General features: G+C 61.3%; 21 protein-coding genes, 4 tRNA genes and 1 pseudogene. 20 read left to right on the top strand and 6 right to left on the bottom strand.

The genetic code is table 11. The annotated features are described in order from the left end of the window. Positions 1-82 precede the first annotated feature (82 nt). On the bottom strand, positions 83-1,573 hold the full coding sequence (locus ACIPO9_RS00215) for a DHA2 family efflux MFS transporter permease subunit (protein WP_400778768.1): 1,491 nt from the start codon (positions 1,571-1,573) through the stop codon (positions 83-85). A gap of 49 nt (positions 1,574-1,622) precedes the next feature. Beyond that, entirely contained in the window at positions 1,623-2,678 is a 1,056-nt protein-coding gene (locus ACIPO9_RS00210) for an HlyD family secretion protein (RefSeq protein WP_400778052.1), read from the bottom strand. 385 nt (positions 2,679-3,063) lie between these two features. Here ACIPO9_RS00210 and ACIPO9_RS00205 point away from each other — a divergent pair, with 385 nt between their 5' ends. The 10 genes from ACIPO9_RS00205 (at position 3,064) to ACIPO9_RS00160 (ending at position 9,104) form a co-directional block, all read left to right on the top strand. Then, positions 3,064-3,993: a hypothetical protein gene (locus tag ACIPO9_RS00205; protein WP_400778050.1), complete on the top strand. Its 930-nt coding sequence runs from the start codon at positions 3,064-3,066 to the stop codon at positions 3,991-3,993. Positions 3,994-4,071: 78 nt separating this feature from the next. Further along, complete coding sequence (gene gltX / locus ACIPO9_RS00200; RefSeq protein WP_400778047.1) at positions 4,072-5,553, top strand: glutamate--tRNA ligase; 1,482 nt, start codon at positions 4,072-4,074, stop codon at positions 5,551-5,553. A gap of 234 nt (positions 5,554-5,787) precedes the next feature. After that, positions 5,788-5,863 (top strand) — tRNA-Ala (locus ACIPO9_RS00195). A gap of 85 nt (positions 5,864-5,948) precedes the next feature. After that, positions 5,949-6,024: transfer RNA gene (locus ACIPO9_RS00190), tRNA-Glu, on the top strand. A 53-nt stretch (positions 6,025-6,077) separates the two neighbouring features. Next, positions 6,078-6,153 (top strand) — tRNA-Ala (locus ACIPO9_RS00185). Positions 6,154-6,205: 52 nt separating this feature from the next. Beyond that, a tRNA-Glu gene (locus tag ACIPO9_RS00180) sits at positions 6,206-6,281 on the top strand. A gap of 167 nt (positions 6,282-6,448) precedes the next feature. After that, positions 6,449-6,988, top strand: coding sequence for a TetR/AcrR family transcriptional regulator (locus ACIPO9_RS00175; RefSeq protein WP_274130197.1), 540 nt, complete (start codon positions 6,449-6,451; stop codon positions 6,986-6,988). A gap of 83 nt (positions 6,989-7,071) precedes the next feature. Beyond that, complete coding sequence (locus ACIPO9_RS00170) at positions 7,072-7,512, top strand: thioesterase family protein (RefSeq protein WP_274130196.1); 441 nt, start codon at positions 7,072-7,074, stop codon at positions 7,510-7,512. Between the two features lie 74 nt (positions 7,513-7,586). Then, positions 7,587-8,546, top strand: a complete 960-nt coding sequence (locus ACIPO9_RS00165; protein WP_274130195.1) for a tRNA-dihydrouridine synthase — start codon at positions 7,587-7,589, stop codon at positions 8,544-8,546. A gap of 114 nt (positions 8,547-8,660) precedes the next feature. Continuing rightward, positions 8,661-9,104 carry an Hsp20 family protein gene (locus ACIPO9_RS00160; protein WP_274130194.1) on the top strand — a complete coding sequence of 148 codons (444 nt, stop codon included), beginning with the start codon at positions 8,661-8,663 and terminating at the stop codon, positions 9,102-9,104. Between the two features lie 148 nt (positions 9,105-9,252). On the opposite strand, the pseudogene ACIPO9_RS00155 reads toward ACIPO9_RS00160, so the two are convergent. Both ACIPO9_RS00155 and ACIPO9_RS00150 read right to left on the bottom strand, forming a co-directional pair. Then, a pseudogene (locus tag ACIPO9_RS00155) lies at positions 9,253-11,340 on the bottom strand (putative bifunctional diguanylate cyclase/phosphodiesterase); the annotation flags it as partial. Between the two features lie 87 nt (positions 11,341-11,427). Further along, complete coding sequence (locus ACIPO9_RS00150) at positions 11,428-12,321, bottom strand: LysR family transcriptional regulator (protein ID WP_400609946.1); 894 nt, start codon at positions 12,319-12,321, stop codon at positions 11,428-11,430. Between the two features lie 158 nt (positions 12,322-12,479). Here ACIPO9_RS00150 and leuC point away from each other — a divergent pair, with 158 nt between their 5' ends. The 4 genes from leuC to asd all read left to right on the top strand — a co-directional run bounded on the left by leuC (position 12,480) and on the right by asd (position 16,970). Then, positions 12,480-13,904 (top strand): 3-isopropylmalate dehydratase large subunit, encoded by a 1,425-nt coding sequence (leuC, locus tag ACIPO9_RS00145; RefSeq protein WP_400778045.1) that lies wholly within the window; start codon positions 12,480-12,482, stop codon positions 13,902-13,904. A 10-nt stretch (positions 13,905-13,914) separates the two neighbouring features. Continuing rightward, a complete protein-coding gene (gene leuD, locus ACIPO9_RS00140; RefSeq protein ID WP_400778042.1) occupies positions 13,915-14,553 on the top strand; it encodes a 3-isopropylmalate dehydratase small subunit in 639 nt (212 codons plus the stop codon). A gap of 141 nt (positions 14,554-14,694) precedes the next feature. Next, positions 14,695-15,777, top strand: coding sequence for a 3-isopropylmalate dehydrogenase (leuB, locus tag ACIPO9_RS00135; protein WP_400609942.1), 1,083 nt, complete (start codon positions 14,695-14,697; stop codon positions 15,775-15,777). Between the two features lie 80 nt (positions 15,778-15,857). After that, complete coding sequence (asd, locus tag ACIPO9_RS00130) at positions 15,858-16,970, top strand: aspartate-semialdehyde dehydrogenase (protein WP_274130189.1); 1,113 nt, start codon at positions 15,858-15,860, stop codon at positions 16,968-16,970. Between the two features lie 798 nt (positions 16,971-17,768). On the opposite strand, the gene ACIPO9_RS00125 is transcribed toward asd, so the two are convergent. After that, positions 17,769-18,095: a hypothetical protein gene (locus tag ACIPO9_RS00125; RefSeq protein ID WP_274130188.1), complete on the bottom strand. Its 327-nt coding sequence runs from the start codon at positions 18,093-18,095 to the stop codon at positions 17,769-17,771. Positions 18,096-18,178: 83 nt separating this feature from the next. Next, entirely contained in the window at positions 18,179-19,090 is a 912-nt protein-coding gene (locus ACIPO9_RS00120) for a LysR substrate-binding domain-containing protein (RefSeq protein ID WP_400778040.1), read from the bottom strand. 119 nt (positions 19,091-19,209) lie between these two features. Between ACIPO9_RS00120 and ACIPO9_RS00115 the strand changes: the two genes are divergently transcribed. The 6 genes from ACIPO9_RS00115 to pstS all read left to right on the top strand — a co-directional run bounded on the left by ACIPO9_RS00115 (position 19,210) and on the right by pstS (position 24,767). Continuing rightward, positions 19,210-20,334, top strand: a complete 1,125-nt coding sequence (locus ACIPO9_RS00115) for an NAD(P)/FAD-dependent oxidoreductase (RefSeq protein WP_400778038.1) — start codon at positions 19,210-19,212, stop codon at positions 20,332-20,334. After that, positions 20,324-20,665 (top strand): (2Fe-2S)-binding protein, encoded by a 342-nt coding sequence (locus ACIPO9_RS00110; RefSeq protein ID WP_400778035.1) that lies wholly within the window; start codon positions 20,324-20,326, stop codon positions 20,663-20,665. The genes ACIPO9_RS00115 and ACIPO9_RS00110 overlap by 11 nt, the downstream gene beginning before the upstream one ends. After that, on the top strand, positions 20,658-22,082 hold the full coding sequence (locus ACIPO9_RS00105) for an FAD-dependent oxidoreductase (protein ID WP_400778033.1): 1,425 nt from the start codon (positions 20,658-20,660) through the stop codon (positions 22,080-22,082). Before ACIPO9_RS00110 ends, ACIPO9_RS00105 begins: the two co-directional genes overlap by 8 nt. Beyond that, positions 22,079-22,435, top strand: coding sequence for a RidA family protein (locus ACIPO9_RS00100; RefSeq protein WP_400778030.1), 357 nt, complete (start codon positions 22,079-22,081; stop codon positions 22,433-22,435). Before ACIPO9_RS00105 ends, ACIPO9_RS00100 begins: the two co-directional genes overlap by 4 nt. A 133-nt stretch (positions 22,436-22,568) precedes the next feature. Then, complete coding sequence (locus ACIPO9_RS00095) at positions 22,569-23,345, top strand: ABC transporter substrate-binding protein (RefSeq protein ID WP_274130182.1); 777 nt, start codon at positions 22,569-22,571, stop codon at positions 23,343-23,345. Between the two features lie 405 nt (positions 23,346-23,750). Then, positions 23,751-24,767, top strand: a complete 1,017-nt coding sequence (pstS, locus tag ACIPO9_RS00090) for a phosphate ABC transporter substrate-binding protein PstS (RefSeq protein WP_274130181.1) — start codon at positions 23,751-23,753, stop codon at positions 24,765-24,767. The last annotated feature ends 16 nt before the right edge of the window (positions 24,768-24,783 follow it).

Genomic DNA, 24,783 nt, shown 5'->3' with positions numbered 1-24,783 from the left:
GCGTGAATGCGGGTGGATGTATCTCTGGAATGGCTGTACACAGAGCGATACAAAAAGCCCTGCGCACACCCCCATGGCTCCTTCAGTGGGCCTCACCCGCCTTGATCCCCACAGGCAATTTCTTGGTCAGCATCACCGCCACCATGCTGATCCCCAACGCCAGCGCGACGAAATGGAAGGCGTCGTTGTAGGCCATGATCGCGGCCTGTTGGTGGGTGATTTCGCTGAGCTTGCCCAGCGCAGCAGTTTCGTTGCCCAGGCGGTCGGTGAGTTGCGCCAGGCGTTCGGCGACCTGCGGGTTGGCCGGGGAGATGGATTCGCGCAGGTAGTCGAAGTAGGTCTTGGTCCGTGCATCGAGCAAGGTGGCCAGCAGCGCGATGCCGATGGCGCCGCCCAGGTTGCGCAGGATGTTGAACAGGCTGGAGGCCGAACCTGCGTCCTGAGGCTGGATGTAGGACGTGGCAATCAGCGAGATAGTGACCATGATCATCGGCTGGCCCAGCGCGCGGACGATCTGGATGTGGTTGAACTGCGGCCCGGCAAAGTCCGGGTTGAGCACCCCCGAGAGAAAGCTCGCTGCGCCGAACAGGCCGAACCCCAGCGTGCACAGCACCTTGGGCGGGATGATTTTCATCAATTGCGGCACCAGCGGGATCAGGAACAGCTGCGGGATCCCCATCCACATGATGACCTCGCCGATCTGCTGGGCGTTGTAGCCCTGAATCTGCGCCAGGTACAGCGGCAGCAGGTAGACCGAGCCGTACAATCCCACCCCCATGCCGACGCTGGAAATGCTCGACAGGCCGAAATTGCGATTGCCGAGGATGCCCAGGTTGATCAGCGGCCGGTCCTTGGAGAACTGGATAATCACGAAGGCGATCAGGCTGAGCAGGGCGATGCTGCCCAGGGTGACGATCAGGCTCGATTCGAGCCAGTCTTTGCGGTGGCCTTCTTCGAGAAACACCTGCAGGCAGCCCAATCCCACACCCAAGGTGACGATGCCGGCGTAGTCAGTGCTCTTGAGCAGCTCCCAGTGCGGCGCTTTCTTCTCCAGGCCGTACATCAGTCCCGCAATCATCACCAGCCCCGGTGGCACGTTGATGTAAAAGATGTACTCCCAGCCAAAGTTTTCCGTCAGCCAGCCGCCCAGGGTCGGGCCGATGGACGGGGCGAAGGTGGCGGTCATGGCGAACAGGGCCATGCCCTTGGCGCGATGATGTTCGGGCAGTTTGATGAGCGTCAGCGTGAACGCCAGCGGAATCAGCGCGCCACCGGTGAAGCCCTGCATGGAGCGGAATACGATCATGCTTTCCAGGCTCCAGGCCATGGAACACAGCAGCGACGAGGCCAGGAACCCGAGCGACACCCACACCGCCAGCCTGCGGGCCGAGAGCAACTGCACCAGCCAGGCGGTGAGCGGGATCATGATGATTTCCGCCACCAGGTAGGACGTGGAAATCCACGAGCCTTCTTCCAGGGTGGCTGACAGCGCGCCCTGAATATCCTTGAGCGAGGAGTTGGTGATCTGGATGTCGAGCACCGCCATGAAGGCGCCGAGCATCACGCTCATCACCGCGATCCAGTCGCGCCGGGTCGGTTCGCCGACCGGGCGGATCAGCTCGTCACCGGCCACTGTCGGCCTCGTGCGCAGGCTTGATGTCCACCGCGACGGTCACCGACATGCCGGGGCGAATCTTGCCGTGCAGCGGGTTGTCCGGCGCAAAGGTGAGCTTGACCGGTATGCGTTGCACGACCTTGGTGAAGTTGCCGGTGGCGTTGTCCGGCGGCAGCAGGCTGAACTGCGCACCGGAGGCTGCGAACAGGCTGTCGACCCGGCCCTGGATCGGCGTGCTGGGGAAGCTGTCGAAGGTCAGCTCGGCGCGCTGGCCGATCTGCATGTGTTCGATCTGGGTTTCCTTGAAGTTGGCCTGCACCCAGATGTCCTCGTCGGGCACGATGGACAGCAGGTAGGCGCCGCCCTGCACGTACTGGCCGTTGCGCGCGGCGCGCTGGCCGATCATGCCGCTGATGGGCGAGTGGATTTCAGTGCGACGGGAATTGATTTCAGCCTGGGCGAGATCGGCGCGGGCGCTGGCGATCTGTGCGTCCAGGCGCTTGATCTCGGCGCTCAGGGCCATCACTTGCTGGCGCTGCCCCTGGGCATCGGCCTGGGCCTTGCTGACCTGAGAACGGGCGACGCTGCTGTCGGCGGTCATGGTGGTGACCTGTGCTTCCGACACAAAGCCCGGCTTGCGCAGCTTTTGCAGGCGCGCCAGGTCAAGTTGCGTGCGCCCCAGGGTGGCCTGGTTGGCCTGCACCTGCGCGTCACTGGCGGCGATCAGGCTCGATTGCTGGGTCAGCTTGCTTTGTGCCTGCACCCGCTCGGCTTCACGGGTCGCGAGGGTGGCCTGGGCCCGTTCGACGGCCAGGCGGAAATCGTCCGGCTCCAGGCGCACCAGCAACTGGCCCTTGTCCACGTGCTGGTTGTCCTGCACCAGCACCTCGCTGACACGCGCCCCCAACTGGCTGGAAATCCGCGTGATCTCGCCCTGCACGTAGGCGTTGTCAGTGGTTTCGACGAACCGCCCCTTGAAATACCACTGGGCGAAAAAGGCGAGGGCGATCAGCAGGACCACCACGAGAAAGATGAACAGGCGGCGTTTGAGTTGGGCAGGCATGGTCGATCCGTCGAAGGCGGCAGGCAGGGAGCCAAAAGATGGATCATCAACGGGACGAGAGTTACCGGCAAGCGGCATTCACGCCGTTAATGGCTGGTAATCCGCTTCTCTCTGCCCTAGTAGTGGCCACTGACCGATGCACAGTCAGCGATAAGTTAAACATCCGTGTCACCCAGCCGCTTATTGAACTTTTGATCGCTGTAGCGCGGTTCAATGTTGTTAGAGTATTTCGCGATTAAAAAAGATTTCTAATTGCTAGAGGGTGATGAAACTCATCGTTTGCGTGTTGAAAACATGGGCTGACTGTCATTTCTGACAGTTGTGGTGCTGAACTAAGTGGGTGTAGTGTCTGGTTGGGTTAAATGGAATTTTCCGGAGCGATCAAATGACCAGATATCATATTGTGTTCTTGTTGTTGTTATTGGCAGGATGCGCAACTTCACCTGAGCCGTCATTGAATCAGGCGCCCGAAGTAAACAATGGGCCACAAGTGCTTGCCGATTTACGCCGCCTGTACGCAAGCGCCCCGGTCAATTGCGGATCAGACACACGGCCCGGCTTTCTGTGCAGCGGCATCATCATGCGGGATGCGGATTATTCAACCAGCTTTCACGCCTGGGATCCCAGCCCCACGCAAATTTCAAAAGGCGGCGTGTCATTTATCTATATCCGAAAAGACTCGAAGTTTCTGATGTATCCCGGCTTCACCAAAGGCTACATGATATACCCGGAGTTTGAACGGCCTACCAATAAGATGCCCTTGATGATTGAATGTCTGTTCCCCATGGACGGAGCAACCGATGTCAGAAAAGATCATGGTTGTGGGCGGTCTCCGAACTATGCAGACAGTGACCGCTGCCACAGATTGCAACCTGCGGTGAGCACTGCGCCTCAATGGGTCGCTCATTACTTAAAAGGCGGCGTCACTGACAGGTACCGTCACCAGTGTGCGTTCAGTGTGCCCGACAGCGCCAATCAGCATGCCGGACCCACCTTCAACACGGCATTGGCGTCAATGGCGCTATTGAACAGCCAACACCAGAATCAGTCATTCAACACCTGGAACGAGATGATGCTCAGAGTATGGGGGGCAGGCCTTGGCCACTCGCTTCCGATCAAGGCCTTCTGGTATCGCACCAACGGTCTGACCAATGGACTGGCGGACGGCCAACGTATTCAGCACGACTTTCTGTGTTCCGCGACGGGAGGGGGCGTACTGCTTCCTCTGATCAAAGTGCTGCCGCCGCGCACGCCCAGTGAGGATTTCCTTTTTGAGTACAACCAGGCCGATCAATCGACAGCACCGTGCAGGTAAAACCACGCGAACCGGCTAGAGTGCCAAGGGGTGGCCTGCTACCATCCGCCCCTTGATCCATTCTGCTCGAGATTTTTCATGACCACCGTTCGTACCCGCATCGCGCCATCGCCTACCGGCGACCCCCACGTTGGCACGGCTTACATCGCGCTCTTCAACTATTGCTTCGCCAAGCAGCACGGCGGCGAATTCATCCTGCGCATTGAAGACACCGACCAGCTGCGCTCGACCCGCGAGTCCGAACAACAGATTTTCGACGCCCTGCGCTGGCTCGGTATCGAGTGGAGCGAAGGCCCGGACGTAGGCGGCCCCCACGGTCCGTACCGTCAGAGCGAACGCGGCGACATCTACAAGAAATACACCCAGCAACTGGTCGATGCCGGTCACGCCTTCCCGTGCTTCTGCACCGCCGAAGAACTGGACCAGATGCGCGCCGAACAGATGGCCCGTGGCGAAACCCCACGCTACGACGGCCGCGCGCTGCTGCTGTCCAAGGAAGAAGTCGAGCGCCGCCTGTCCGCTGGCGAGCCCCATGTGATCCGCATGAAGGTGCCGAGCGAAGGCGTGTGCGTGGTGCCGGACATCCTGCGTGGCGAAGTCGAAATCCCCTGGGACCGCATGGACATGCAGGTCCTGATGAAGACCGACGGCCTGCCGACCTACTTCCTGGCCAACGTCGTCGATGACCACCTGATGGGCATCACCCACGTGCTGCGCGGCGAGGAATGGCTGCCGTCGGCGCCCAAGCTGATCCTGCTCTACGAATACTTCGGCTGGGAAAAGCCGGCACTGTGCTACATGCCGCTGCTGCGTAACCCGGACAAGAGCAAACTGTCCAAGCGCAAGAACCCGACCTCGGTGACCTTCTACGAGCGCATGGGCTTCATGCCCGAGGCGATGCTCAACTACCTGGGCCGCATGGGCTGGTCGATGCCGGACGAGCGCGAGAAGTTCTCGCTGCAGGAAATGGTCGACAACTTCGACCTGAACCGCGTCTCCCTGGGCGGCCCGATCTTCGACATCGAGAAACTGTCCTGGCTCAACGGCCAGTGGCTGCGCGAGCTGCCGGTTCAGGAGTTTGCCGCGCGCGTGCAGAAGTGGGCGTTCAACAGCGACTACATGATGAAGATCGCGCCCCACGTGCAGGGCCGTGTCGAAACCTTCAGCCAGGTAGCGCCGCTGGGCGGCTTCTTCTTTGCCGGTGGCGTGACGCCGGACGTGAAGCTGTTCGAGCACAAGAAGCTGTCGCCCGAGCAGGTGCGTCAGGTGATGCAGTTGATCCTGTGGAAGCTCGAATCCCTGCGTCAGTGGGAGAAGGACCGCATCATGGGCTGCATCCAGGCGGTGGTCGATCACCTGGAGCTGAAACTCCGCGACGCCATGCCGCTGATGTTCGCCGCGATTACAGGGCAAGCCAACTCCGTGTCGGTCACCGACGCGATGGAAATCCTCGGCCCGGACCTGACGCGCTACCGTCTGCGCCAGGCCCTGGACCTGCTGGGCGGCGTGTCCAAGAAAGAAAACAAGGAATGGGAAAAGCTGCTCGGCGCCATTGCCTGAGTGGTGAGCGCCCCTGTTGCCTCGCAGCCGTGCGCTGCGACAGGGGCGGCAACCCCCTGCTTTTCTTGGGGAAAGCCGGGGGAGGGCGGTAAGTGATTGTTATCCCGGAAATTTTTTTTGAAATTTGTTTAAAAAAAGTTTGACAGGTACCCGGGTCGCACTTAATATGCGCCCCGTCCACACGGCAACACGGAAAACACAGCGGCAACGCAGCGTGATCCGAGAGTGTAATGTGGGGCTATAGCTCAGCTGGGAGAGCGCCTGCATGGCATGCAGGAGGTCAGCGGTTCGATCCCGCTTAGCTCCACCAAATTAGAAGCTTCAAGGTTGGCTACACTGCCTTGAAGTTTGTACCGCGAATCGGAACCAGCGCCGATAGGGTACACAAGGGTTACGTCCCCTTCGTCTAGTGGCCTAGGACACCGCCCTTTCACGGCGGTAACAGGGGTTCGAGTCCCCTAGGGGACGCCACGTTTCACCGAGTGATGCCGCAAGGTTGATCTCCGCCGCGAGGCGCTAAATCTGGGGCTATAGCTCAGCTGGGAGAGCGCCTGCATGGCATGCAGGAGGTCAGCGGTTCGATCCCGCTTAGCTCCACCAATTTCGCCAGGGTTCGTTGTGTTGTTTGAACGAACCTGACAGAAGGTTTTGCGTCCCCTTCGTCTAGTGGCCTAGGACACCGCCCTTTCACGGCGGTAACAGGGGTTCGAGTCCCCTAGGGGACGCCACGATTACTCGCTCTGCGAGACCAAGGGTCATTCGATTATTGAATGGCCCTTTTGTTTTTCTGGGGTTTTAATTTCCCTGTCTCCCCCGATCCCGGGTCGTGGTGCACCTCCCTCTTGCCTTCCCCCATGATGCAGATAATATTACTGCCATCATCCGGGAGGCGGACATGAACGACAAAAAAGCACAAACCCGCGAACGTATCCTCGGTGCTGCCAGTGCGGCGCTGATCGCTCGCGGTCCGGTCGAGCCCAGCGTCAACGAAATCATGGGCGCGGCAGGGCTCACGGTCGGTGGCTTCTATGCCCATTTCGACAGCAAAGAAGCCTTGATGCTTGAGGCTTTCAATCAATTGCTCAGCGAGCGGCGCCAGATGGTCGCCACCATCGACGACCAGCTTCCGGGCGATGAACGCCGGGCCTTGCTCGCTGCCTTCTACCTCTCGCGCAAACACCGCGACGCCGAAGACCACGCCTGCCCGCTGCCGACGGCGATAGGGGAGATGGCGCGGCTGTCGGATGATTTTCGCGACGCCTTGGCCGAGCACATTGAACTGATGGTCGCGCAACTGGCCGCAAGCCCCGAAGAAACCGACAAGACCCTGGCCGATATCGCCCTGATGCTGGGCGGCCTGGCGCTGGCCCGTGCGCTGGGGCCGTGCGAAATGTCCGACCGGGTGCTGCGAGCGGCCAAGTCGGCCGTGCAGTAAGGCGTTAGCGACAGATCCGGGCCATCCACCAGCGCTTTTCGTTACACTGTCCGCCGAATCAATTCTTGAGGACAGGAGCGAGCATGGTCTGGGATCTGGCAACGCCATTCGTCATCGATCTGCAAGTGAGCGACGACGACATCGACGGATTGGGGCACGCCAACAATGCGGTGTACGTGACCTGGCTTGAGCGCTGCGCCTGGCGCCACTCGCAGCAGCTGGGCCTGGACCTGACCGAATATCGACGCCTGGACCGCGCCATGGCCGTGGTACGCCATGAAATCGACTACCTGGCCAGCGCCTATCTGGAAGATGAGCTGCAACTGGCCACCTGGATCGTCGATTGGGACCAGAAGCTCAAGATGACCCGTCGTTTCCAGCTCCGGCGGCCAAGCGACGGCGTGACGCTGCTGCGCGCGCAAACCACCTTTGTCTGCATCGAACTGTCCACCGGCAAGCCCAAGCGCATGCCGACCGAGTTCATCGAGGGCTATGCCCCTGCGCTGCAGATGGCCGTTTCCTGACGCCCGGCGCGTCGAGATCGTTTCCAATCGACGCGCCACTGCGTAAACTGCCGGACTTTTTTCGAGTGTGACCCATGCAAATTGCCCTGGCGCCGATGGAAGGCCTGGTCGACGACATTCTGCGCGATGTGCTGACTCAAGTAGGCGGCATCGACTGGTGCGTGACGGAATTCATCCGCGTCACCGAGCGGCTGTTGCCTGAGCACTACTTCCACAAGTTCGCCTCCGAATTGCTCACCGGCGCGAAAACCCGCGCCGGCGTGCCGCTGCGCGTTCAGTTGCTGGGTTCTGATCCTGTGTGCCTGGCGGAGAACGCGGCCCTTGCCGCCGAGCTGGGGGCGCCGGTCATCGACTTGAACTTCGGCTGCCCGGCCAAGACGGTGAACAAGTCCCGGGGTGGCGCGGTTCTGCTCAAAGAGCCGGAGCTGCTGCACTCGATCCTCAGCCATGTGCGCCGCGCCGTGCCTGCGCACATTCCGGTCACCGCGAAGATGCGCCTGGGCTACGACAGTACCGAACCTGCCCTGGACTGCGCCCGTGCCCTGGAAGCCGGCGGCGCCGAGCACATCGTGGTGCACGCCCGCACCAAGGTCGATGGCTACAAGCCGCCGGCGCATTGGGAATGGATCGGCAAGATCCAGGACGTGGTAAAGATCCCGATCATCGCCAATGGCGAGATCTGGACCGTGGACGACTGGCGCCGCTGCCGCGAGATCTGCGGTGCGCGGGACATCATGATCGGTCGCGGACTGGTGGCGCGCCCTGATCTGGGCCGGCAGATCGCGGCGGCCGAGGCGGGGCGTGAAGTCGTCGAGATGACCTGGCAGGAGCTGCAACCGCTGCTGCGGCATTTCTGGCTGCAGGCCATGGCCAAGATGACCCGCGTCCAGGCGCCGGGCCGGCTCAAGCAGTGGGTGGTGTTGCTGACCAAGAGTTACCCCGAAGCCACGGTGCTGTTCGATTCGCTGCGCCGGGAGACCGATTGCGAGCGCATCAGCCAGATGCTCGGCGTTACGCAGCCTGAGGCGGCCTGAGAAAATTTTTCATAGCGACTCTTGAAACAGAAGTGACCGTCCTTATCTAGGGATTACGCGATGCCGAAGTCGGGTCGCGGATACAAACACTTGCTGATTATTCAGGAGATTCACATGACTACCGCATTTTCCCTGGCTCCACTGTTCCGCTCTTCCGTGGGCTTCGACCGTTTCAACGACCTGTTCGAATCGGCCGCCCGTAACGAGTCGGCCAGCAGCTACCCTCCCTACAACGTCGAGAAACACGCAGATGACCAATACCGCATCGTCATCGCGGCTGCGGGTTTCCAGGAAGAAGACCTCGAGTTGCAGGTCGAGAAGGGCGTGCTGACCGTCACCGGCAGCAAGCGTGACAAGGCCGCCGAAGGCGTTACCTTCCTGCACCAGGGCATCGCCCAGCGCGCGTTCAAGCTGTCGTTCCGCCTGGCCGACCACATCGAAGTGCAAAACGCAGCGCTGGCCAACGGCCTGCTGAACATCGACCTGCTGCGCCTGGTGCCTGAAGAGGCCAAGCCAAAGCGCATCCAGATCAACGGCCAGAAAACCCTGGCGCATTGATTTCAGGTTGATACGAAAAAAGGCACCCTGCGGGGTGCCTTTTTTGTGCCTGCCCACTACCGACTGTAGGAGCGCGCTTGCCCGCGACCGCGGTGTGTCAGACGACAGATGCGTCACAGACACACCGCGGCCGCGGGCAAGCGCGCTCCTACAGGGGGTGTTTTCCACGCGACAACAACAACCCTTCAAACCCCGTCACGCTCAGGGGTTCGCTGAACAGAAACCCCTGATACAGATGGCAATCAAGCTGGGTCAGGAAATCCAGTTGCTCCTGTTGCTCCACTCCTTCGGCGATGATGGACAGGTTCAGGCTGGCGGCCATGGCGACGATGGCGCGCACGATCTCGGCGTCGTTGGGGTCGGTGGTGGCGTCGCGCACGAAGGACTGGTCGATTTTCAGCGCATCCACCGGTAGCCGCTTGAGGTAGGTCAGCGACGAGTAGCCGGTGCCGAAGTCGTCCATGGCGAAACTGACCCCCAGTTCCTTGAGCTGCAGCATCTTGGCGATGGTGTCGTCCAGATTCTGGATGACGATGCCTTCGGTGATCTCCAGCTTTAGCATGTCGCGGGGCAGTTCGCAGGTGCGCAGGCAGTTCTCGACGCGCTCGACGAAGTCGATCTGACGAAACTGCCTGGGGCTGATGTTCACGCACAGGTTGAAGTCATGGCCGTCGATCAGCCCCTTGCGGATCAGTTCGCCGCCGGTCTTGCAGGCCTCTTCCAGAATCCAGTTGCCGACCTCGAGGATCATGCCGCTTTCTTCCATGACCTTGATGAACTGGTTCGGCGGCAGGTTGCCCAGCACCGGATGCTGCCAGCGCAGCAGGGCTTCGGCGCCGACAATGCGGTTGCCGCGGGTGTCCACCTGGGGCTGGTAACTGAGGCTGAATTCGCCCCGGGCCTGGGCCTGACGCAGTTCGTTTTCCAGGCGCAGCCGGTCGCTGGCGGCCTTTTGCATGGTGTCGTGGAACATCTGCGTGGCGTTGCGCCCGGCATCCTTGGCGCGGTACAGCGCGATGTCGGCGCGCTTGAGCAGGTCGGCCGGGGTCGAGCCATGATCGGGAATCAGCGCCACGCCAATACTGGGCGTGACCTGCAACCGGTGCCCATCGAGAAACATGGGTTCGGCGAGCAGCTCGCGTAAGGTGTCGGCCAGACGCGCCACCTGATCGATCACCTCGTCGCGGGTGCCTTCCAGGCCGCTGATGAGCACCACGAACTCATCGCCGCCCAGCCGCGCGACGGTGTCTTCCATGCGCACGCTGGCCTCCAGGCGCGCGGTGATGATTTTCAGCACGCTGTCGCCCACCGGATGGCCGAGGGAGTCGTTGATGTGCTTGAAGTGATCCAGATCCAGAAACAGCAGGGCGCCGCGCAAGTCGTGGCGCTTGAGCAGGGCGATCTGCTGGCTCAGGCGGTCCATCAGCAGGGCGCGGTTGGGCAGGTTGGTCAGGGGGTCGTGGTAGGCCAGGTGCTGGATCTGCGCCTGGGCGTTCTTCAACTGACTGATGTCCCGCGCGGTAATCAGCAGGCAGGCGGTGTCGTTGAGCTCCAGCGGGTCGATGGACACGTCAACGGTGATGAGCTCGCCATTCTTGTTGCGCCCCAACAGCTCGCGGTTGCGCACCCGGCCATAGTCCTGGACTTCCTGAATCAACCGTTCGCGCTGGGTGATGTCGGCCATGATGACGAATTCGAACACCGTGTGGCCGATCACGTCGCTGGCGCTGTAGCCCGACAGCCGGGAGAAGCCGTCGTTGACCTCGATGTAACGCCCCGTGGCTTTCTCGGTGATGATGATGGCGTCCGGGCTTGAGTGAAAGGCCCGGGCGAATTTCTCCTCGCTGGCCTTCAGGGCCTGCTGCGCACGCTTGTGTTCGGTGGTGTCGATGAAAGTGCTGAGCAGGTACAGGCCGTCGCTCAGCTCGATCTTCTGGGTATACAGGGTGCAGTCATGGGCGCTGCCCTGGCGCCCCTGCCACTGGGTTTCCAGATTGGCCGGCAGCGGCGAGGCAAAGGTCTTGTCCAGCGCCAGCTGGCGTTGTGCAGGTTCCAGCCACAGGCCGATGTCGAGGGTGGTGCGGCCCACGCAGTCCTTGAGCGGCCAGCCAAAGGTCGTTTCGAAATGCCTGTTCGCATTGCAGATCAGCCCGTCTTCGAAGCGGGTCAGTAACACGACGTTGGGGCTGAGGTTGAAAAGAGTGGCGAAGTGTTTCTCCGACTCTTTTGCGGTCAGGGCCAGGCCGGTCAATTGAAACATCGAGTTGTCTGCGGTTGTGGGCATGTGATCACGAGCCTTGAAGGCATAAAGCCGGTAAGTCGATCAGTGAGCTTCACCGCTCAGGACATTCGCCTGGGCATCCAGCAGCGCCATGAACGCCTTTGCCGCGTTCGACAGCGTGCGTTCCGTGTGGACAATGTAGCCTAGCTCGCGGCGCAGCTGTATGCCCGGCAACGGAATACGTGCAACTTGTTCGTCCAGCATGGTTCTGGGCAGCACACTCCATGCCAGGCCGATGGATACCATCATCTTGATGGTTTCCATGTAGTTGGTGCTCATTGCGATATTGGGCTTGATCCCCTGGGCTTCGCACAGGCCACTGACGATGTGATGGGTGAAGGTGTTGCCGCCGGGAAACACCGCCGGATAGCCCGCGACATCGGCCAGGCTGACGTTTTCGATGTTGGCTAGCGGGTGCTCGGGGGCGGCCACGAATTCGAGCAGGTCGTCCCAGACCGCCACCGCCTTGACCGATGAGTGGGGCTGGGGTGCGAGGGTGATGACCGCAAGCTCGGCGCGGCCGTGGAGGATCTCGTCGTAGGCGACTTCCGAATCGAGAAACTCGATATCCAGCGCGACATTGGGGTAGGTGCGGGTGAATGTCCTCAATAGTGGGGGCAGGCGGTGCAGGCCGATGTGATGGCTGGTGGCCAGGCTCAGGCGCCCGGTGACCTCGCCGGTGAGGTTGGTCAGCGCCCGGCGGGTGTCGTCCAGCACGTTCAGAATCTGGTAGGCCCTGGGCAGCAGCGCCCGGCCGGCCTCGGTCAGGTTGATCTCGCGGCCCAGCCGGTCGAACAGGCGCACATTCAATTGTTGCTCAAGCCCTGCGATACGCTTGCTGATGGCCGGTTGGGTCAGGTGCAGGCGCTCGCCCGCTGCAGAGAAGCTGCCGGTCTCAGCGATGGCAATAAAGGCGTTGAGGTTGGCCAGGTCCATCTCGAATTCCTGTTGGTTATCCAAAGCATGAAAATTATGAATTTGAGTTATTTAAGCATATTCCATAGCATCTCCCTCACAAGCCAAGGGGTTTTTAAGAGATGTCATCGAGATGTCCGACCCAAGGCACAGAAACACGCTGATGAGGAAACCGTCTGATGGCTGGCAAAACGCTCTACGACAAGCTCTGGGATTCGCATTTGGTCAAACAGCGCGACGATGGCTCGGCGCTGATCTACATCGACCGTCATATCATCCATGAAGTGACTTCGCCGCAAGCGTTTGAAGGCCTGCGTCTGGCCGGTCGCAAACCTTGGCGCATCGACGCCAACATCGCGACCCCGGACCACAACGTACCGACCACCCCTGAGCGCAAGGGCGGCATCGAAGCCATTGCCGACCAGGTGTCGCGCCTGCAGGTCCAGACCCTGGACGACAACTGCGACGAGTACGGCATCACCGAATTCAAGATGAACGACACCCGTCAGGGCATCGTTCACGTGATCGGCCCGGAGCAGGGCGCCACCTTGCCGGGCATGACCGTGGTCTGCGGTGACTCCCACACCTCGACCCACGGCGCATTCGGCGCTCTGGCTCACGGTATCGGCACCTCCGAGGTCGAGCACGTGCTCGCCACCCAGTGCCTGGTCGCCAAGAAAATGAAAAACATGCAGGTGAAGGTCGAAGGCAAACTGCCGTTCGGCGTGACCGCCAAGGACATCGTCCTGGCCATCATCGGCAAGATCGGCACCGCCGGCGGCAACGGCCACGCCATCGAATTCGCCGGCAGTGCGATCCGCGACTTGTCCGTCGAAGGCCGCATGACCATCTGCAATATGTCCATCGAGGCAGGCGCCCGCGTCGGCCTGGTGGCCACCGATGAAAAGACCATTGCCTACGTCAAGGGCCGCCCGTTCGCACCGACTGCCGAGCAGTGGGATGCAGCGGTCGAAGCCTGGAAAGACCTGGTGTCCGACGACGACGCGGTGTTCGACACCGTGGTCGAGCTCGACGCTGCGCAGATCAAGCCGCAAGTGAGCTGGGGCACGTCGCCTGAAATGGTTCTGGCTGTGGATCAGAACGTGCCGGATCCTGCGAAGGAAACCGACCTGGTCAAGCGTGGCTCCATAGAGCGCGCCCTGAAGTACATGGGGCTGAGCGCCAATCAGGCGATCACCGACATCCAGCTCGATCGCGTATTCATCGGTTCCTGCACCAACTCGCGGATCGAAGACTTGCGCGCCGCCGCAGATATCGCCAAGGGCCGCAAGGTGGCTTCGACCATCAAGCAGGCGATCGTGGTGCCGGGCTCGGGCCTGGTCAAGGAACAGGCCGAGAAGGAAGGCCTGGACAAGATCTTCATCGAAGCCGGTTTCGAATGGCGTGAGCCAGGCTGCTCGATGTGCCTGGCGATGAACCCGGACCGCCTGGAGAGTGGCGAGCATTGCGCATCCACCTCCAACCGCAACTTCGAAGGCCGTCAGGGCGCCGGTGGTCGTACCCACCTGGTGAGCCCGGCGATGGCTGCGGCGGCAGCGATCAACGGTCGTTTCGTCGATGTTCGCACCATGAGCCAGCACTAAGGAGCCCAGCATGAAGCCATTTACCCAACACACCGGCCTGGTCGCTCCGCTGGATCGTGCCAACGTCGACACCGACCAGATCATTCCCAAGCAGTTTCTGAAGTCGATCAAGCGCACCGGTTTCGGTCCGAACCTGTTCGACGAGTGGCGTTACCTGGACGTGGGCCAGCCGTATCAGGACAACTCCAAGCGTCCGCTGAACAAGGAGTTCGTGCTCAACCACGAGCGCTATCAGGGCGCCAGTGTGCTGCTGGCCCGTGAGAACTTCGGCTGCGGTTCGAGCCGCGAGCACGCGCCGTGGGCGCTGGAAGAGTACGGTTTCCGCAGCATCATCGCGCCGAGCTACGCCGACATCTTCTTCAACAACAGCTTCAAGAACGGCCTGTTGCCGATCATTCTGAGCGAAAGCGAGGTTGACGAGCTGTTCAAGGCGGTCGAGGCGAAGGAAGGCTACCAGCTGAAGATCGACCTGCAGGCGCAGACAGTCACCGGCGAAGATGGCAAGGTGTACAGCTTCGAAGTCGACGCGTTCCGCAAGCACTGCCTGCTCAACGGCCTGGACGACATCGGCCTGACCCTGGTGGACGGCGACGCGATTGCAGAGTTCGAGGGCAAGCACCGCGCAGCACAACCCTGGCTCTTCCGCTGACGAGCAGCTTCAAGCTTTAAGCTACAAGCGGCAAGTTGTCCGTGGCGCGGCTGCTTTTTCTTGCAGCTTGCAGCTCGAAGCTTGCCGCTCCCGAGTCGGCTCCGTATATGGGGCCGACAGCAATTTTGAAACGAGGGTTTTATGAGCAAGCAGATTCTGATTCTCCCTGGTGACGGCATTGGTCCGGAAATCATGGCTGAGGCGGTCAAGGTGCTGGAACTGGCCAATGACAAGTACCAGTTGGGTTTCGAATTGAGCCACGACGTTATCGGCGGCGCTGCCATCGACAAGCATGGCGTGCCGCTGGCCGACGAGACCCTGGAGCGTGCCCGCGCTGCCGACGCCGTGCTGCTGGGCGCGGTGGGCGGCCCGAAATGGGACACCATCGAGCGTGACATCCGCCCAGAGCGCGGCCTGCTGAAGATTCGTTCGCAACTGGGCCTGTTCGCCAACCTGCGTCCGGCCATCCTGTACCCGCAACTGGCCGAGGCGTCGAGCCTGAAGCCGGAAATCGTTTCGGGCCTGGACATTCTCATCGTCCGTGAGCTGACCGGCGGTATCTACTTCGGCGCGCCACGTGGCACCCGCGAGCTGGAAAACGGCGAGCGCCAGGCTTTCGACACCCTGCCGTACAGCGAAAGCGAAATCCGCCGCATCGCCCGTGTCGGTTTCGACATGGCCCGCGTGCGTGGCAAGAAGCTGTGCTCGGTGGACAAGGCCAACGTCCTGGCTTCCAGCCAGCTGTGGCGTGAAGTGGTCGAGCAGGTCGCCAAGGACTACCCGGACGTCGAACTGAGCCACATGTACGTCGACAACGCCGCCATGCAGCTGGTCCGCGCGCCGAAGCAATTCGACGTGATGGTCACCGACAACATGTTCGGCGACATCCTGTCGGACGAAGCTTCGATGCTGACCGGTTCCATCGGTATGCTGCCATCGGCCTCGCTGGATTCGAACAACAAGGGCATGTACGAGCCTTGCCACGGTTCGGCGCCGGACATCGCGGGCAAGGGCATCGCCAACCCGCTGGCGACCATCCTCTCGGTATCGATGATGCTGCGTTACAGCTTCAATCAGCACAGCGCCGCAGACGCCATCGAGAAGGCCGTCAGCCTGGTTCTTGACCAGGGCCTGCGCACCGGTGACATCTGGTCCGAAGGCAATGCCAAAGTCGGTACGCAGGAAATGGGTGACGCCGTAGTCGCCGCGCTGCGCAATCTGTAATATCTCGGGCCCACTGCTGCAATGTCGAGCTTCGGCTCCGTGCAAGAAGGGGCCCCACTTTTAACTAAGGTGTAGTTGCGATGAAACGTGTAGGTCTGGTCGGTTGGCGCGGTATGGTTGGTTCCGTGCTCATGCAGCGCATGCTGGAAGAGCAGGATTTCGATCTCATTGAGCCGGTTTTTTTCACCACCTCCAACGTCGGCGGCCAAGGCCCGTCGGTGGGCAAGGACATTGCGCCGCTCAAGGATGCCTACAGCATCGATGAGCTCAAGACCCTTGACGTGGTACTGACCTGCCAGGGCGGCGACTACACCAATGAGGTGTTCCCCAAGCTGCGTGAAGCGGGCTGGCAGGGTTACTGGATCGACGCGGCTTCTTCCCTGCGCATGCAGGACGACGCGGTCATCATCCTCGATCCGGTCAACCGCAAGGTCATCGACCAGCAACTGGACACCGGTACCCGGAACTTCATCGGCGGTAACTGCACCGTCAGCCTGATGCTGATGGGCCTGGGCGGCCTGTTCGAAGCCGGTCTGGTCGAGTGGATGAACGTCATGACCTACCAGGCGGCATCCGGTGCCGGTGCGCAGAACATGCGTGAACTGATCAAGCAGATGGGCGCGATCAATGCGTCGGTGGCCGACGATCTGGCCAACCCGGCCAGCGCCATCCTGGACATCGACCGCAAGGTGGCCGAAGCCATGCGCGGCGACAGCTTCCCGACCGAAAACTTCGGCGTGCCGCTGGCCGGCAGCCTGATCCCGTGGATCGACAAGGAACTGCCGAACGGCCAGAGCCGCGAAGAGTGGAAAGGCCAGGCGGAAACCAACAAGATCCTGGGCCGCTTCAAGAGCCCGATCCCGGTGGACGGCATCTGCGTGCGCATCGGCGCCATGCGTTGCCACAGCCAGGCGCTGACCATCAAGCTGAACAAAGACGTGCCGATCACTGACATCGAAGGGCTGATCAGCCAGCACAACCCGTGGGTCAAGCTGGTGCCGAACACCCGTGAAGCCAGCATCCAGGAACTGAGCCCGACCTCGGTGACCGGCACGCTGAATATTCCGGTGGGTCGTCTGCGCAAGCTGAACATGGGTTCGCAGTACCTGGGCGCGTTCACCGTGGGTGACCAGCTGCTGTGGGGCGCGGCCGAACCGCTGCGCCGCATGCTGCGTATCCTGCTGGAGCGTTGATTCGCAAGGTTTGATGCCTAAACAGAAAAACCGCCCTCAGGGGCGGTTTTTTGTTTTCACGCCTCCACTCCGGCGCCACTCGGGGGCATGCCATGATGGGCCATCCATGCCCAGGACTGGTACGGATGTAGTCACCTCAACCCTGTAGTAGCGCGCTTGCCGCGATAGCGTCCACAAGATCACCGGCGCCGGCAAGCCGGACTGCTACGGATGACTTGTACTGGTCTTGTAGGAGCGCGCTTGCCCGCGATAGCGTCCACAAGATCGCCGACGCCGGCAAGCCGGACTGCTACGGATGTGCCTGACCTCACCCCTGTAGGAGTGAGCTTGCTCGCGATGACGCCTTTGAGATCGCTCCCGCCGGCAAGCCGTGCTGCTACGGGACGGTGTACAACCACGGCTTTTGATTTTGATCTTCGTGCGCGATGGTCCAGTCGACACAGGACGCGACGTTAAGGCGCCAGGCCGAGCGCAGGTGTCGTGCAGGGGGATGAGCGGCAGGGATGCCGCTAGCCGTGCTGGCCATGGACGGCGCTCAGATGGACGGGATGGCGTGCCCCCGGAACGGCGCCGGAGTCGAGGGAAGTCCGAAGGACCCCAGCCTGTCGCAGGGCTTTTTTGGTTACTTTTTCAGCTCTTGGAAAAAGTGACCCGCCGTAAGGGCGGAAGCCACCCTTCGCACCTCAGACACTACCGGATATACACCCGACAGCAGCGTCACCCAACAACGCGGAGCGTCTAGAGCAATGTTCCCACGCGGAGCGTGGGAACCAGCACCGGACCTGCAGCTACAGTTCCTTACTTGGCACCACTCCCACCACCCGAACCCGAGCTACCACCTGCACCACCGCCACTACCACCCATCCCGTTGCCATTACTCATCCCGCCACCCTGGCTGGTGCTGCCATTAGTGCCGTTATTCCCGCCCATGCCCTTGGTCCCAGGCGTGGAAGTCTTCGGTGAAGTCGTCGAGCCGTCAGTGTTCTGCCCCATGCTCGAACTCCCGGTACGCGGACTGTTGTTGTCCACCGGATCAGTAGGGCCGGTTGAGCCTGCGAATGCAGAACCCGCCGCAACACTCAGCAGGCCGGCAAGGGTCAAGGCAGTCAGTTTTTTGGTGATCATGATGTGAATCCCTTTTTGGTCATGGATACACATTGGTCTAACGTTCCCGCCCAGACGTGCAGTCATACCGACAGACGGTCAGCTCACGCCGTGAAGCGGTACGCCTTGGGCACATGACGCTCGATGAACGCCTGGGTGTGCTCCAGAAACGCCGTATGCAGCTTGGACACCGGACCGTGAACCGGCAGCAGCATCGCGAAATCCATCTCGATGGCAGGCTCGAACGGCTTGAACACGATACCGCTGCCACGATAATTCACGGCGCTCAGGGCATCGACCAGGGCAACCCCGAGCCCATGCTCGACGAATTCGCACATCGGCTGCGACAACTGGGTTTCCAGACGCAGTTCGCGCTCGACGCCATGGGCGGCGAAGATCGTGTCGATCTGCTGGCGCGAGCCGATGGAGTGGGGATAGGAGATGAACGCCTCGCCGCGCAGGTCTTCGGGCACGATCACCGGCTTCTCGCACAGCGAGTGGGAAGCAGGCAGGGCGCACAGCATGCGGGTGGCGATCAACTGTTCCGAGCGCGGGTTGGGGTAGGTGTTGGGCAGCACGATGATGCCCAGGTCGCAGCGCTGGCCGACCATCAGCTCGATCACCTGCGCCGAGGAGTGGACGACCAGGGAAACGTGCACCCCCTCGTGTTCGGCCATGAACGAGGCAATGACGCGGGGCATGAAGATCAGGCCCATGGCCGGGGCGCAGGCAATGTGCAACGAGCCGCGCTTGAGGCTGCGAATGTCCTGGGCAGTGCGGGCGATGCGTTCCACGCCGATCAGTGAGCGCTGCACTTCCTGGTACAGCGTCAAGGCTTCCGGTGTGGGCTGCAGCCGGCCCTTGACCCGGTCGAACAGCTCGAAGCCGATGTCCGCTTCAAGGCTTGCGATCAGTCGTGTCGCGGCGGGTTGCGAGATGTGCAGCATCTCGGCTGCACGGGTGACGGTCTGACCGAGAATCACTGCACGAAAAGCTTCCAGCTGTCGTAGATTCATCCTGAATTCCATAACAAAAGAACATGACCGGCAGACAATAAAGCATTTTTCACGCCATTGTCTGGCCACTAGGATCGGTGGTGTCGGAATTCACAGCCAGGCAGGCCGGGTAGTTGTACATGGACAAGACAGATGTAATTGTCGTCGGTGGCGGTTTGGTGGGTATGTCCATTGCGTATGGACTGGCCCTGGCCGGACGCCGCGTCACCGTGCTTGACGAAGGTGATGACGCATTGCGCGCCGCCCGTGGCAACTTTGGCCTGCTCTGGGTTCAGGGCAAGGGCTATCGCAACAGCCCGTATGCCAGTTGGACCCGTCAATCCGTGGCACTTTGGCCGCGTCTGAATGAACTGCTCCACGCTGACACCGGCATCGACCTGCACCTGCGTCAGCCTGGCGGCTTTCAGTTGTGCATGGACGATGCCGAGCTTGCCGAAGAAACCCGGCGCCTGAACTGGTTGCGCGATGCCTTTGGCGGCGCCTATCCCTTCGAATTGCTGGACCCCGCACAGTTGAAGAAGCGCCTGCCCGGTGTCGGACCGGGTGTCGTGGGCGCCTGCTATTCGCCCATGGATGGCCACGTCAACCCGCTCAAACTGCTGCGCGCATTATATGTAGCGTGCCGCGCCCGTGGCGTGGTCATCGTCAATGGCCAGAGCGTGAACGCCATCGACCAGTGCGTTAACGGGTTTGAAGTGCGCACCGCCGAACATCGCTTCAATGCCGAATACCTGGTGCTCGCGGCAGGGCTGGGCAACCGTCAGCTGGGCGCGATGCTCGGCATGGAGGTGCCGGTGCGGCCCAATCGCGGGCAGATCCTGGTTACCGAACGCTTGCAGCCGTTCCTGCATTACCCCACCACATACGTACGCCAGACTGACGAGGGCACGGTGCAACTGGGCGACTCGCTGGAGGCCACCGGCTTCGATGACCGCACCAGCAGCCCGGTAATGGCCGAGATCGCGGCCCGCGCCGTCAAATGCTTCCCGCGCCTTGAGAACGTCAGGATGGTCCGGGCCTGGGGCGCGTTGCGCGTGCTCAGCGCCGATGGCTACCCGATCTACGAAGCGGCCCATGACAGCCCCGGCGCGTTCGTCGTGACCTGCCATAGCGGCGTGACCCTGGCCGCCGCTCACGCCTTGCGGCTGGCGCCGTGGATCGCAGGCGAGCTTGACGAGCCGGCCATCGCACCCTTCAACCTGGCCCGTTTCAAGGATTTACGCGAGGTGCGCTATGCCCACTGACGCCTTGTTTCGCCGTATGCAGCAGAGCGGACGGCAGGTGCGCATCGAATTCGAAGGCCGGTCGTTGAACGTCCCGGCGGATATCTCGCTGGCCGCTGCGCTGTTGCTCCATGACATCGGCCACACCCGCGAAAGCGCGGTCAACGGCAGGCCCGGCGCGCCCTATTGCATGATGGGCGTGTGTTTCGAATGCCTGATGGAGGTCGACGGTCAGGCCAACGCACAGGCCTGTCTGATTGAAGTGGCGGACGGCATGTCGGTCCGTCGCCAGCGTGGGGCGCGGGATCTGATGATCGATCCGCAGCCGGACCAGGAGGTGGTCGATGAGTGATTCACGGGTGGACCTTATCGTCATCGGCGCAGGCCCTGCCGGCATAAGCGCGGCACTCGAGGCCGCAGCCCAGGGGCTCAAGGTGATATTGCTCGATGAGCAACGCCAGCCCGGCGGGCAGATCTATCGCAATGTCGGGCAGGCCGACGAGCGCATCCGCAAGATACTCGGCGCGGACTACAGGGCCGGCAAGCAACTGGTGCAGGCATTGCTCGCCAGTGAGGTGCGCTACGTGCCCAATGCCGCAGTGTGGCAGGTGACGGACGAGCATCGGGTGCATGTGCTGCTCAATGGCAATGCCCGGGTGCTGCAAGGTCGCCAGATCCTGATCGCCACCGGCGCCATGGAGCGGCCCATGCCCATCCCCGGCTGGACCTTGCCTGGCGTGATGACCGCAGGCGCCGGGCAGATTCTCTTGAAAAGCGCGGCGATGGTGCCCCAGGGGCCCGTGGTGCTGGCCGGCTGCGGGCCGTTGCTGTATTTGCTGGCGGTGCAGTACTTGCGCGCCGGGATTCACATCGAAGCCCTGGTCGACACCAGTGGCCGCCGCGAAGCCTTCAGGCACGGCCGGCAACTGCGCGCAGCACTGGCCGGCTGGCCGGATCTGCTCAAAGGCGTTTCGTTGCTGGCCAGGCTCAAGTGGGCGGGCGTGCGGCATTATCGCGCTGCGCGCAACTTGCGGATAGAGGGCGAACGGCGCGCCGAGGCGCTGAGCTTCGACAGCGAAGGGCAGTCGCACAAGGTCTGGGCCTCGCTGATTCTGCTGCATCAGGGCGTGGTGCCCAATACCCAGATCAGCCAGTCCCTGCGCGCTGAACACGCCTGGGACGAGCAGCAGCTGTGTTGGGTCGCTCGCCGTGACAGCTGGGGCGAAACCAGCGTTTCCGGGATTTTCATTGCCGGTGATGGCGCAGCGATTGGCGGTGCGAAGGCGGCTGCGAGCCAGGGGCGTCTGGCGGCGCTGGCCATCGCCCATCGCCTGCACAGGCTCGATGAACTGAAGCTGACCTCACTCGCCCAGCCCTGGCAGCGGCGGCTACGCCGACAAATCGCGGCGCGCCCGTTGATCGATGCCCTGTATCGCCCGCAATCGCCGAACCGCATCCCCGAGGACGACACCATCGTCTGTCGCTGCGAAGAAGTCAGCGCTGGCGCGATTCGCAGCTATGTCGACCTCGGCTGCCTGGGCCCCAATCAGACCAAGGCCTTCGGCCGCTGCGGCATGGGCCCTTGCCAGGGCCGGCAGTGCGGGCTGAGCGTCACCGAGATCATCGCCGAGCACCGCAAGGTCGCTGCCGGCCAAGTGGGTTACTACCGCATTCGTCCCCCTCTGAAACCCATCACCCTGGGCCAGATGGCGGGCGAGCGTGAGTTCGATCTGTCTGTTTTTTCACCCTTGAAAAGGATTCCGTCATGAGCACCCCGATTCAACGCATCGAAAGCAACCCACGCCTGAGCCGCAGCGTGGTGCACAACGGCGTGGCTTACCTGGCCGGCATCGTCGCCGCCGATTGCACCCAGGACATCCGTGGCCAGACCCGTCAGGTGCTGTCCCGTGTCGACGAGCTGCTGGCGGCCTCTGGCAGCGACAAGAGCCGCCTGCTCAGCGTGCAGATCTGGATGAAAGACATGACCGCCGATTTCGCCGGCATGAATGAAACCTGGAGCGCCTGGGTCGATGCCACCCAGACCCCGGCACGGGCGACCTGCCAGGTGCAGTTCGACGACCCTGAAATTCTCGTGGAGATCATCGTCACCGCGGCGCTTTAAGCGTTGCAGGGCAGGGCGTCGTCCTTCGGGAATCAAGAACGCCCGCCCACCGTTCACATTGCTGCTGCCATAACGGGCGCTGTCCTGAATCCCGGGGCGTGCCCGACCTGAACAACATCGTTTGGAGCTTTGCATGAACATCAAGACCCTCATTGGTACCCTGAGCCTGGCCTCTGTGCTGGCCTTCAACGCCCATGCCGCTGACGCCCCTCTGAAGCTGGGGATCGAGGCCGCTTACCCGCCATTCGCCTCCAAGACCGCCGACAACCAGATCGTGGGCTTCGACTACGACATCGGCCAGGCCCTCTGCGCCGAGATGAAGGTGAAGTGCGAGTGGAAGGAAAACGAGTTCGACGGGCTGATCCCGGCGCTCAAGGTGAAGAAGGTCGATGCGATCATCTCTTCGATGTCGATCACCCCTGAGCGGATGAAATCGGTGGACTTCACCAACCGCTACTACCGCATTCCGGCACGTCTGGTGGTGCGCAAGGACAGCGGCATCACCGAGGTTCCTGCCCAGCTCAAAGGCCTGCGCATCGGCGTGCAGCGTTCCACCAACTTCGAGCGCTACGTGACCGACAAATTCGTTCCCGCCGGTGCCACCATCGTCAGCTACGCCTCCCAGAGCGAAGTGTTCCTGGACCTGCTGGGCGGGCGCATCGACGCCACCATGGCAAGCTCGGTGGCTATCGACGAAGCGTTGCTGAAGAAGCCTGAAGGCAAGGACTACACCTTCGTGGGCCCTGCGTTCACCGAAGAACAGTATTTCGGCACCGGCATTGGCGTGGCCGTGCGCAAGGGCGATCCGTTGCAGGAGCGCTTCAACCAGGCCCTGGCCAGCATCCGTGCCAACGGCACCTACGCGAAGATCGAGAAAAAGTACTTCGATTTCGATATTTACGGGGAGTGAGGCAGGGGGCTTTCCACGCTCGATCAGCTTGGCTGCAAAACTTCGACACACTTAAGCGGAACGAGGTGTTCGTCAAATGACGGTGAATGTCCTGCAAGCCCCGCCAGCCGTGGCTTGCAAGAAACATAACTGTCATAAACAGGCGAAAAGTCACCTCTGAAATGCCCACTGAATGACGAAATGTGGCGCATTGCTATTAATTTCTCGAAAACTAGACAACCCCCGGTTTCTCCAATGAAACCGGGGGTTTTGCGTTTACAGGCTGTAGGAAATTGCCTACGAAAATATCCAGATTTGGCGGTCTGTCCCCGGACTGTCATCAAACAGAAATGTTTCGGGTTTTAAATCTGCATCGGGTCTTCAAGTGCGACCACAAATACACATTCTCTTTGTTGAGGTATTGCCGTGAATCTGCTGACAAAAACACGCCTGTCACTCCTGCTGGCTTCGATGGCCCTGTCCGGAATGGCACACGCTACGGACGTCACTGGTGCTGGTTCGAGCTTCGTGTTCCCAGTCATCTCCAAATGGGCGACCGAGTACAGCGCAAAATCCGGCAACAAGGTGAACTATCAGTCGATCGGTTCGGGCGGCGGTATCGCTCAGATCAAGGCAGCCACCGTTGACTTCGGTGCCTCCGACGCCCCTCTGAAAGCTGAAGACCTGCAGGCCAGTGGCCTGGGTCAGTTCCCAAGCGTCATCGGCGGTATCGTTCCAGTGATCAACGTTGAAGGCGTTGAAACCGGCAAGCTGGAACTGAGCGGCAAAGTCCTGGCTGACATCTTCCAGGGCAAAATCACCAAGTGGAACGATCCAGCGATCGTTGCGCTGAACAAGGGCCTGAAGCTGCCAGAAACCGCGATCACCGTGGTTCACCGTTCGGACGGTTCGGGTACTTCGTTCAACTTCACCAACTACCTGAGCAAAGTCAGCCCTGACTGGAAAGCAGGTCCTGGCGAAGGTTCGGCCGTTCAGTGGCCAGTCGGTGTGGGTGGCAAGGGTAACGAAGGTGTGGCTGCTTACGTGAAGCAGATCAAAGGTTCGATCGGCTACGTCGAATTCGCCTACGCCAAGACCAACAACATCTCCTACGCCAAGCTGGAAAACGCTGCCGGCAAGACCGTCGAGCCTAGCGCCAAATCGTTCGCCGCTGCTGCTGCCACCGCTGACTGGGCAAGCGCCAAGGACTTCAACCTGATCATGACCAACGCCCCTGGCGCTGAAGCATGGCCAATCACTGCGACTACCTGGATCATCATGTACAAGCAGCCGAAGAAGGCTGAAGAAAGCAAGGCTGCTTTCGACTTCTTCAAATGGTCCTTGGAAAACGGTCAGGCTCACGCCGAGTCGCTGGAATACGTACCACTGCCTAAAGAGCTGGTCGCCAAGATCGAAACCTACTGGAAGTCCGAGTTCAAATAAGAACTCGACGTTATCC

Origin of the sequence: Pseudomonas sp. NPDC090203, from assembly GCF_044746765.1 — a bacterium.
Lineage (GTDB): Bacteria > Pseudomonadota > Gammaproteobacteria > Pseudomonadales > Pseudomonadaceae > Aquipseudomonas > Aquipseudomonas putida_AD.
The sequence above is the reverse complement of the archived record's forward strand: the minus strand, read 5'-3'. Positions and strand labels throughout refer to the sequence as shown.

What these genes read in the sequence shown, in the direction of transcription:
- leuC (WP_400778045.1), top strand. Translation starts at nt 12,480, where the DNA reads ATGGCTGGCAAAACGCTCTACGACAAGCTCTGGGATTCGCATTTGGTC.
- ACIPO9_RS00170 (WP_274130196.1), top strand. Translation starts at nt 7,072, where the DNA reads ATGGTCTGGGATCTGGCAACGCCATTCGTCATCGATCTGCAAGTGAGC.
- ACIPO9_RS00110 (WP_400778035.1), top strand. Translation starts at nt 20,324, where the DNA reads ATGCCCACTGACGCCTTGTTTCGCCGTATGCAGCAGAGCGGACGGCAG.
- ACIPO9_RS00120 (WP_400778040.1), bottom strand. Translation starts at nt 19,090, where the DNA reads ATGAATCTACGACAGCTGGAAGCTTTTCGTGCAGTGATTCTCGGTCAG.
- ACIPO9_RS00160 (WP_274130194.1), top strand. Translation starts at nt 8,661, where the DNA reads ATGACTACCGCATTTTCCCTGGCTCCACTGTTCCGCTCTTCCGTGGGC.
- ACIPO9_RS00165 (WP_274130195.1), top strand. Translation starts at nt 7,587, where the DNA reads ATGCAAATTGCCCTGGCGCCGATGGAAGGCCTGGTCGACGACATTCTG.
- ACIPO9_RS00205 (WP_400778050.1), top strand. Translation starts at nt 3,064, where the DNA reads ATGACCAGATATCATATTGTGTTCTTGTTGTTGTTATTGGCAGGATGC.
- ACIPO9_RS00210 (WP_400778052.1), bottom strand. Translation starts at nt 2,678, where the DNA reads ATGCCTGCCCAACTCAAACGCCGCCTGTTCATCTTTCTCGTGGTGGTC.
- ACIPO9_RS00100 (WP_400778030.1), top strand. Translation starts at nt 22,079, where the DNA reads ATGAGCACCCCGATTCAACGCATCGAAAGCAACCCACGCCTGAGCCGC.
- ACIPO9_RS00095 (WP_274130182.1), top strand. Translation starts at nt 22,569, where the DNA reads ATGAACATCAAGACCCTCATTGGTACCCTGAGCCTGGCCTCTGTGCTG.
- leuB (WP_400609942.1), top strand. Translation starts at nt 14,695, where the DNA reads ATGAGCAAGCAGATTCTGATTCTCCCTGGTGACGGCATTGGTCCGGAA.
- asd (WP_274130189.1), top strand. Translation starts at nt 15,858, where the DNA reads ATGAAACGTGTAGGTCTGGTCGGTTGGCGCGGTATGGTTGGTTCCGTG.
- leuD (WP_400778042.1), top strand. Translation starts at nt 13,915, where the DNA reads ATGAAGCCATTTACCCAACACACCGGCCTGGTCGCTCCGCTGGATCGT.
- ACIPO9_RS00150 (WP_400609946.1), bottom strand. Translation starts at nt 12,321, where the DNA reads ATGGACCTGGCCAACCTCAACGCCTTTATTGCCATCGCTGAGACCGGC.
- ACIPO9_RS00175 (WP_274130197.1), top strand. Translation starts at nt 6,449, where the DNA reads ATGAACGACAAAAAAGCACAAACCCGCGAACGTATCCTCGGTGCTGCC.
- ACIPO9_RS00105 (WP_400778033.1), top strand. Translation starts at nt 20,658, where the DNA reads ATGAGTGATTCACGGGTGGACCTTATCGTCATCGGCGCAGGCCCTGCC.
- ACIPO9_RS00125 (WP_274130188.1), bottom strand. Translation starts at nt 18,095, where the DNA reads ATGATCACCAAAAAACTGACTGCCTTGACCCTTGCCGGCCTGCTGAGT.
- gltX (WP_400778047.1), top strand. Translation starts at nt 4,072, where the DNA reads ATGACCACCGTTCGTACCCGCATCGCGCCATCGCCTACCGGCGACCCC.
- ACIPO9_RS00115 (WP_400778038.1), top strand. Translation starts at nt 19,210, where the DNA reads ATGGACAAGACAGATGTAATTGTCGTCGGTGGCGGTTTGGTGGGTATG.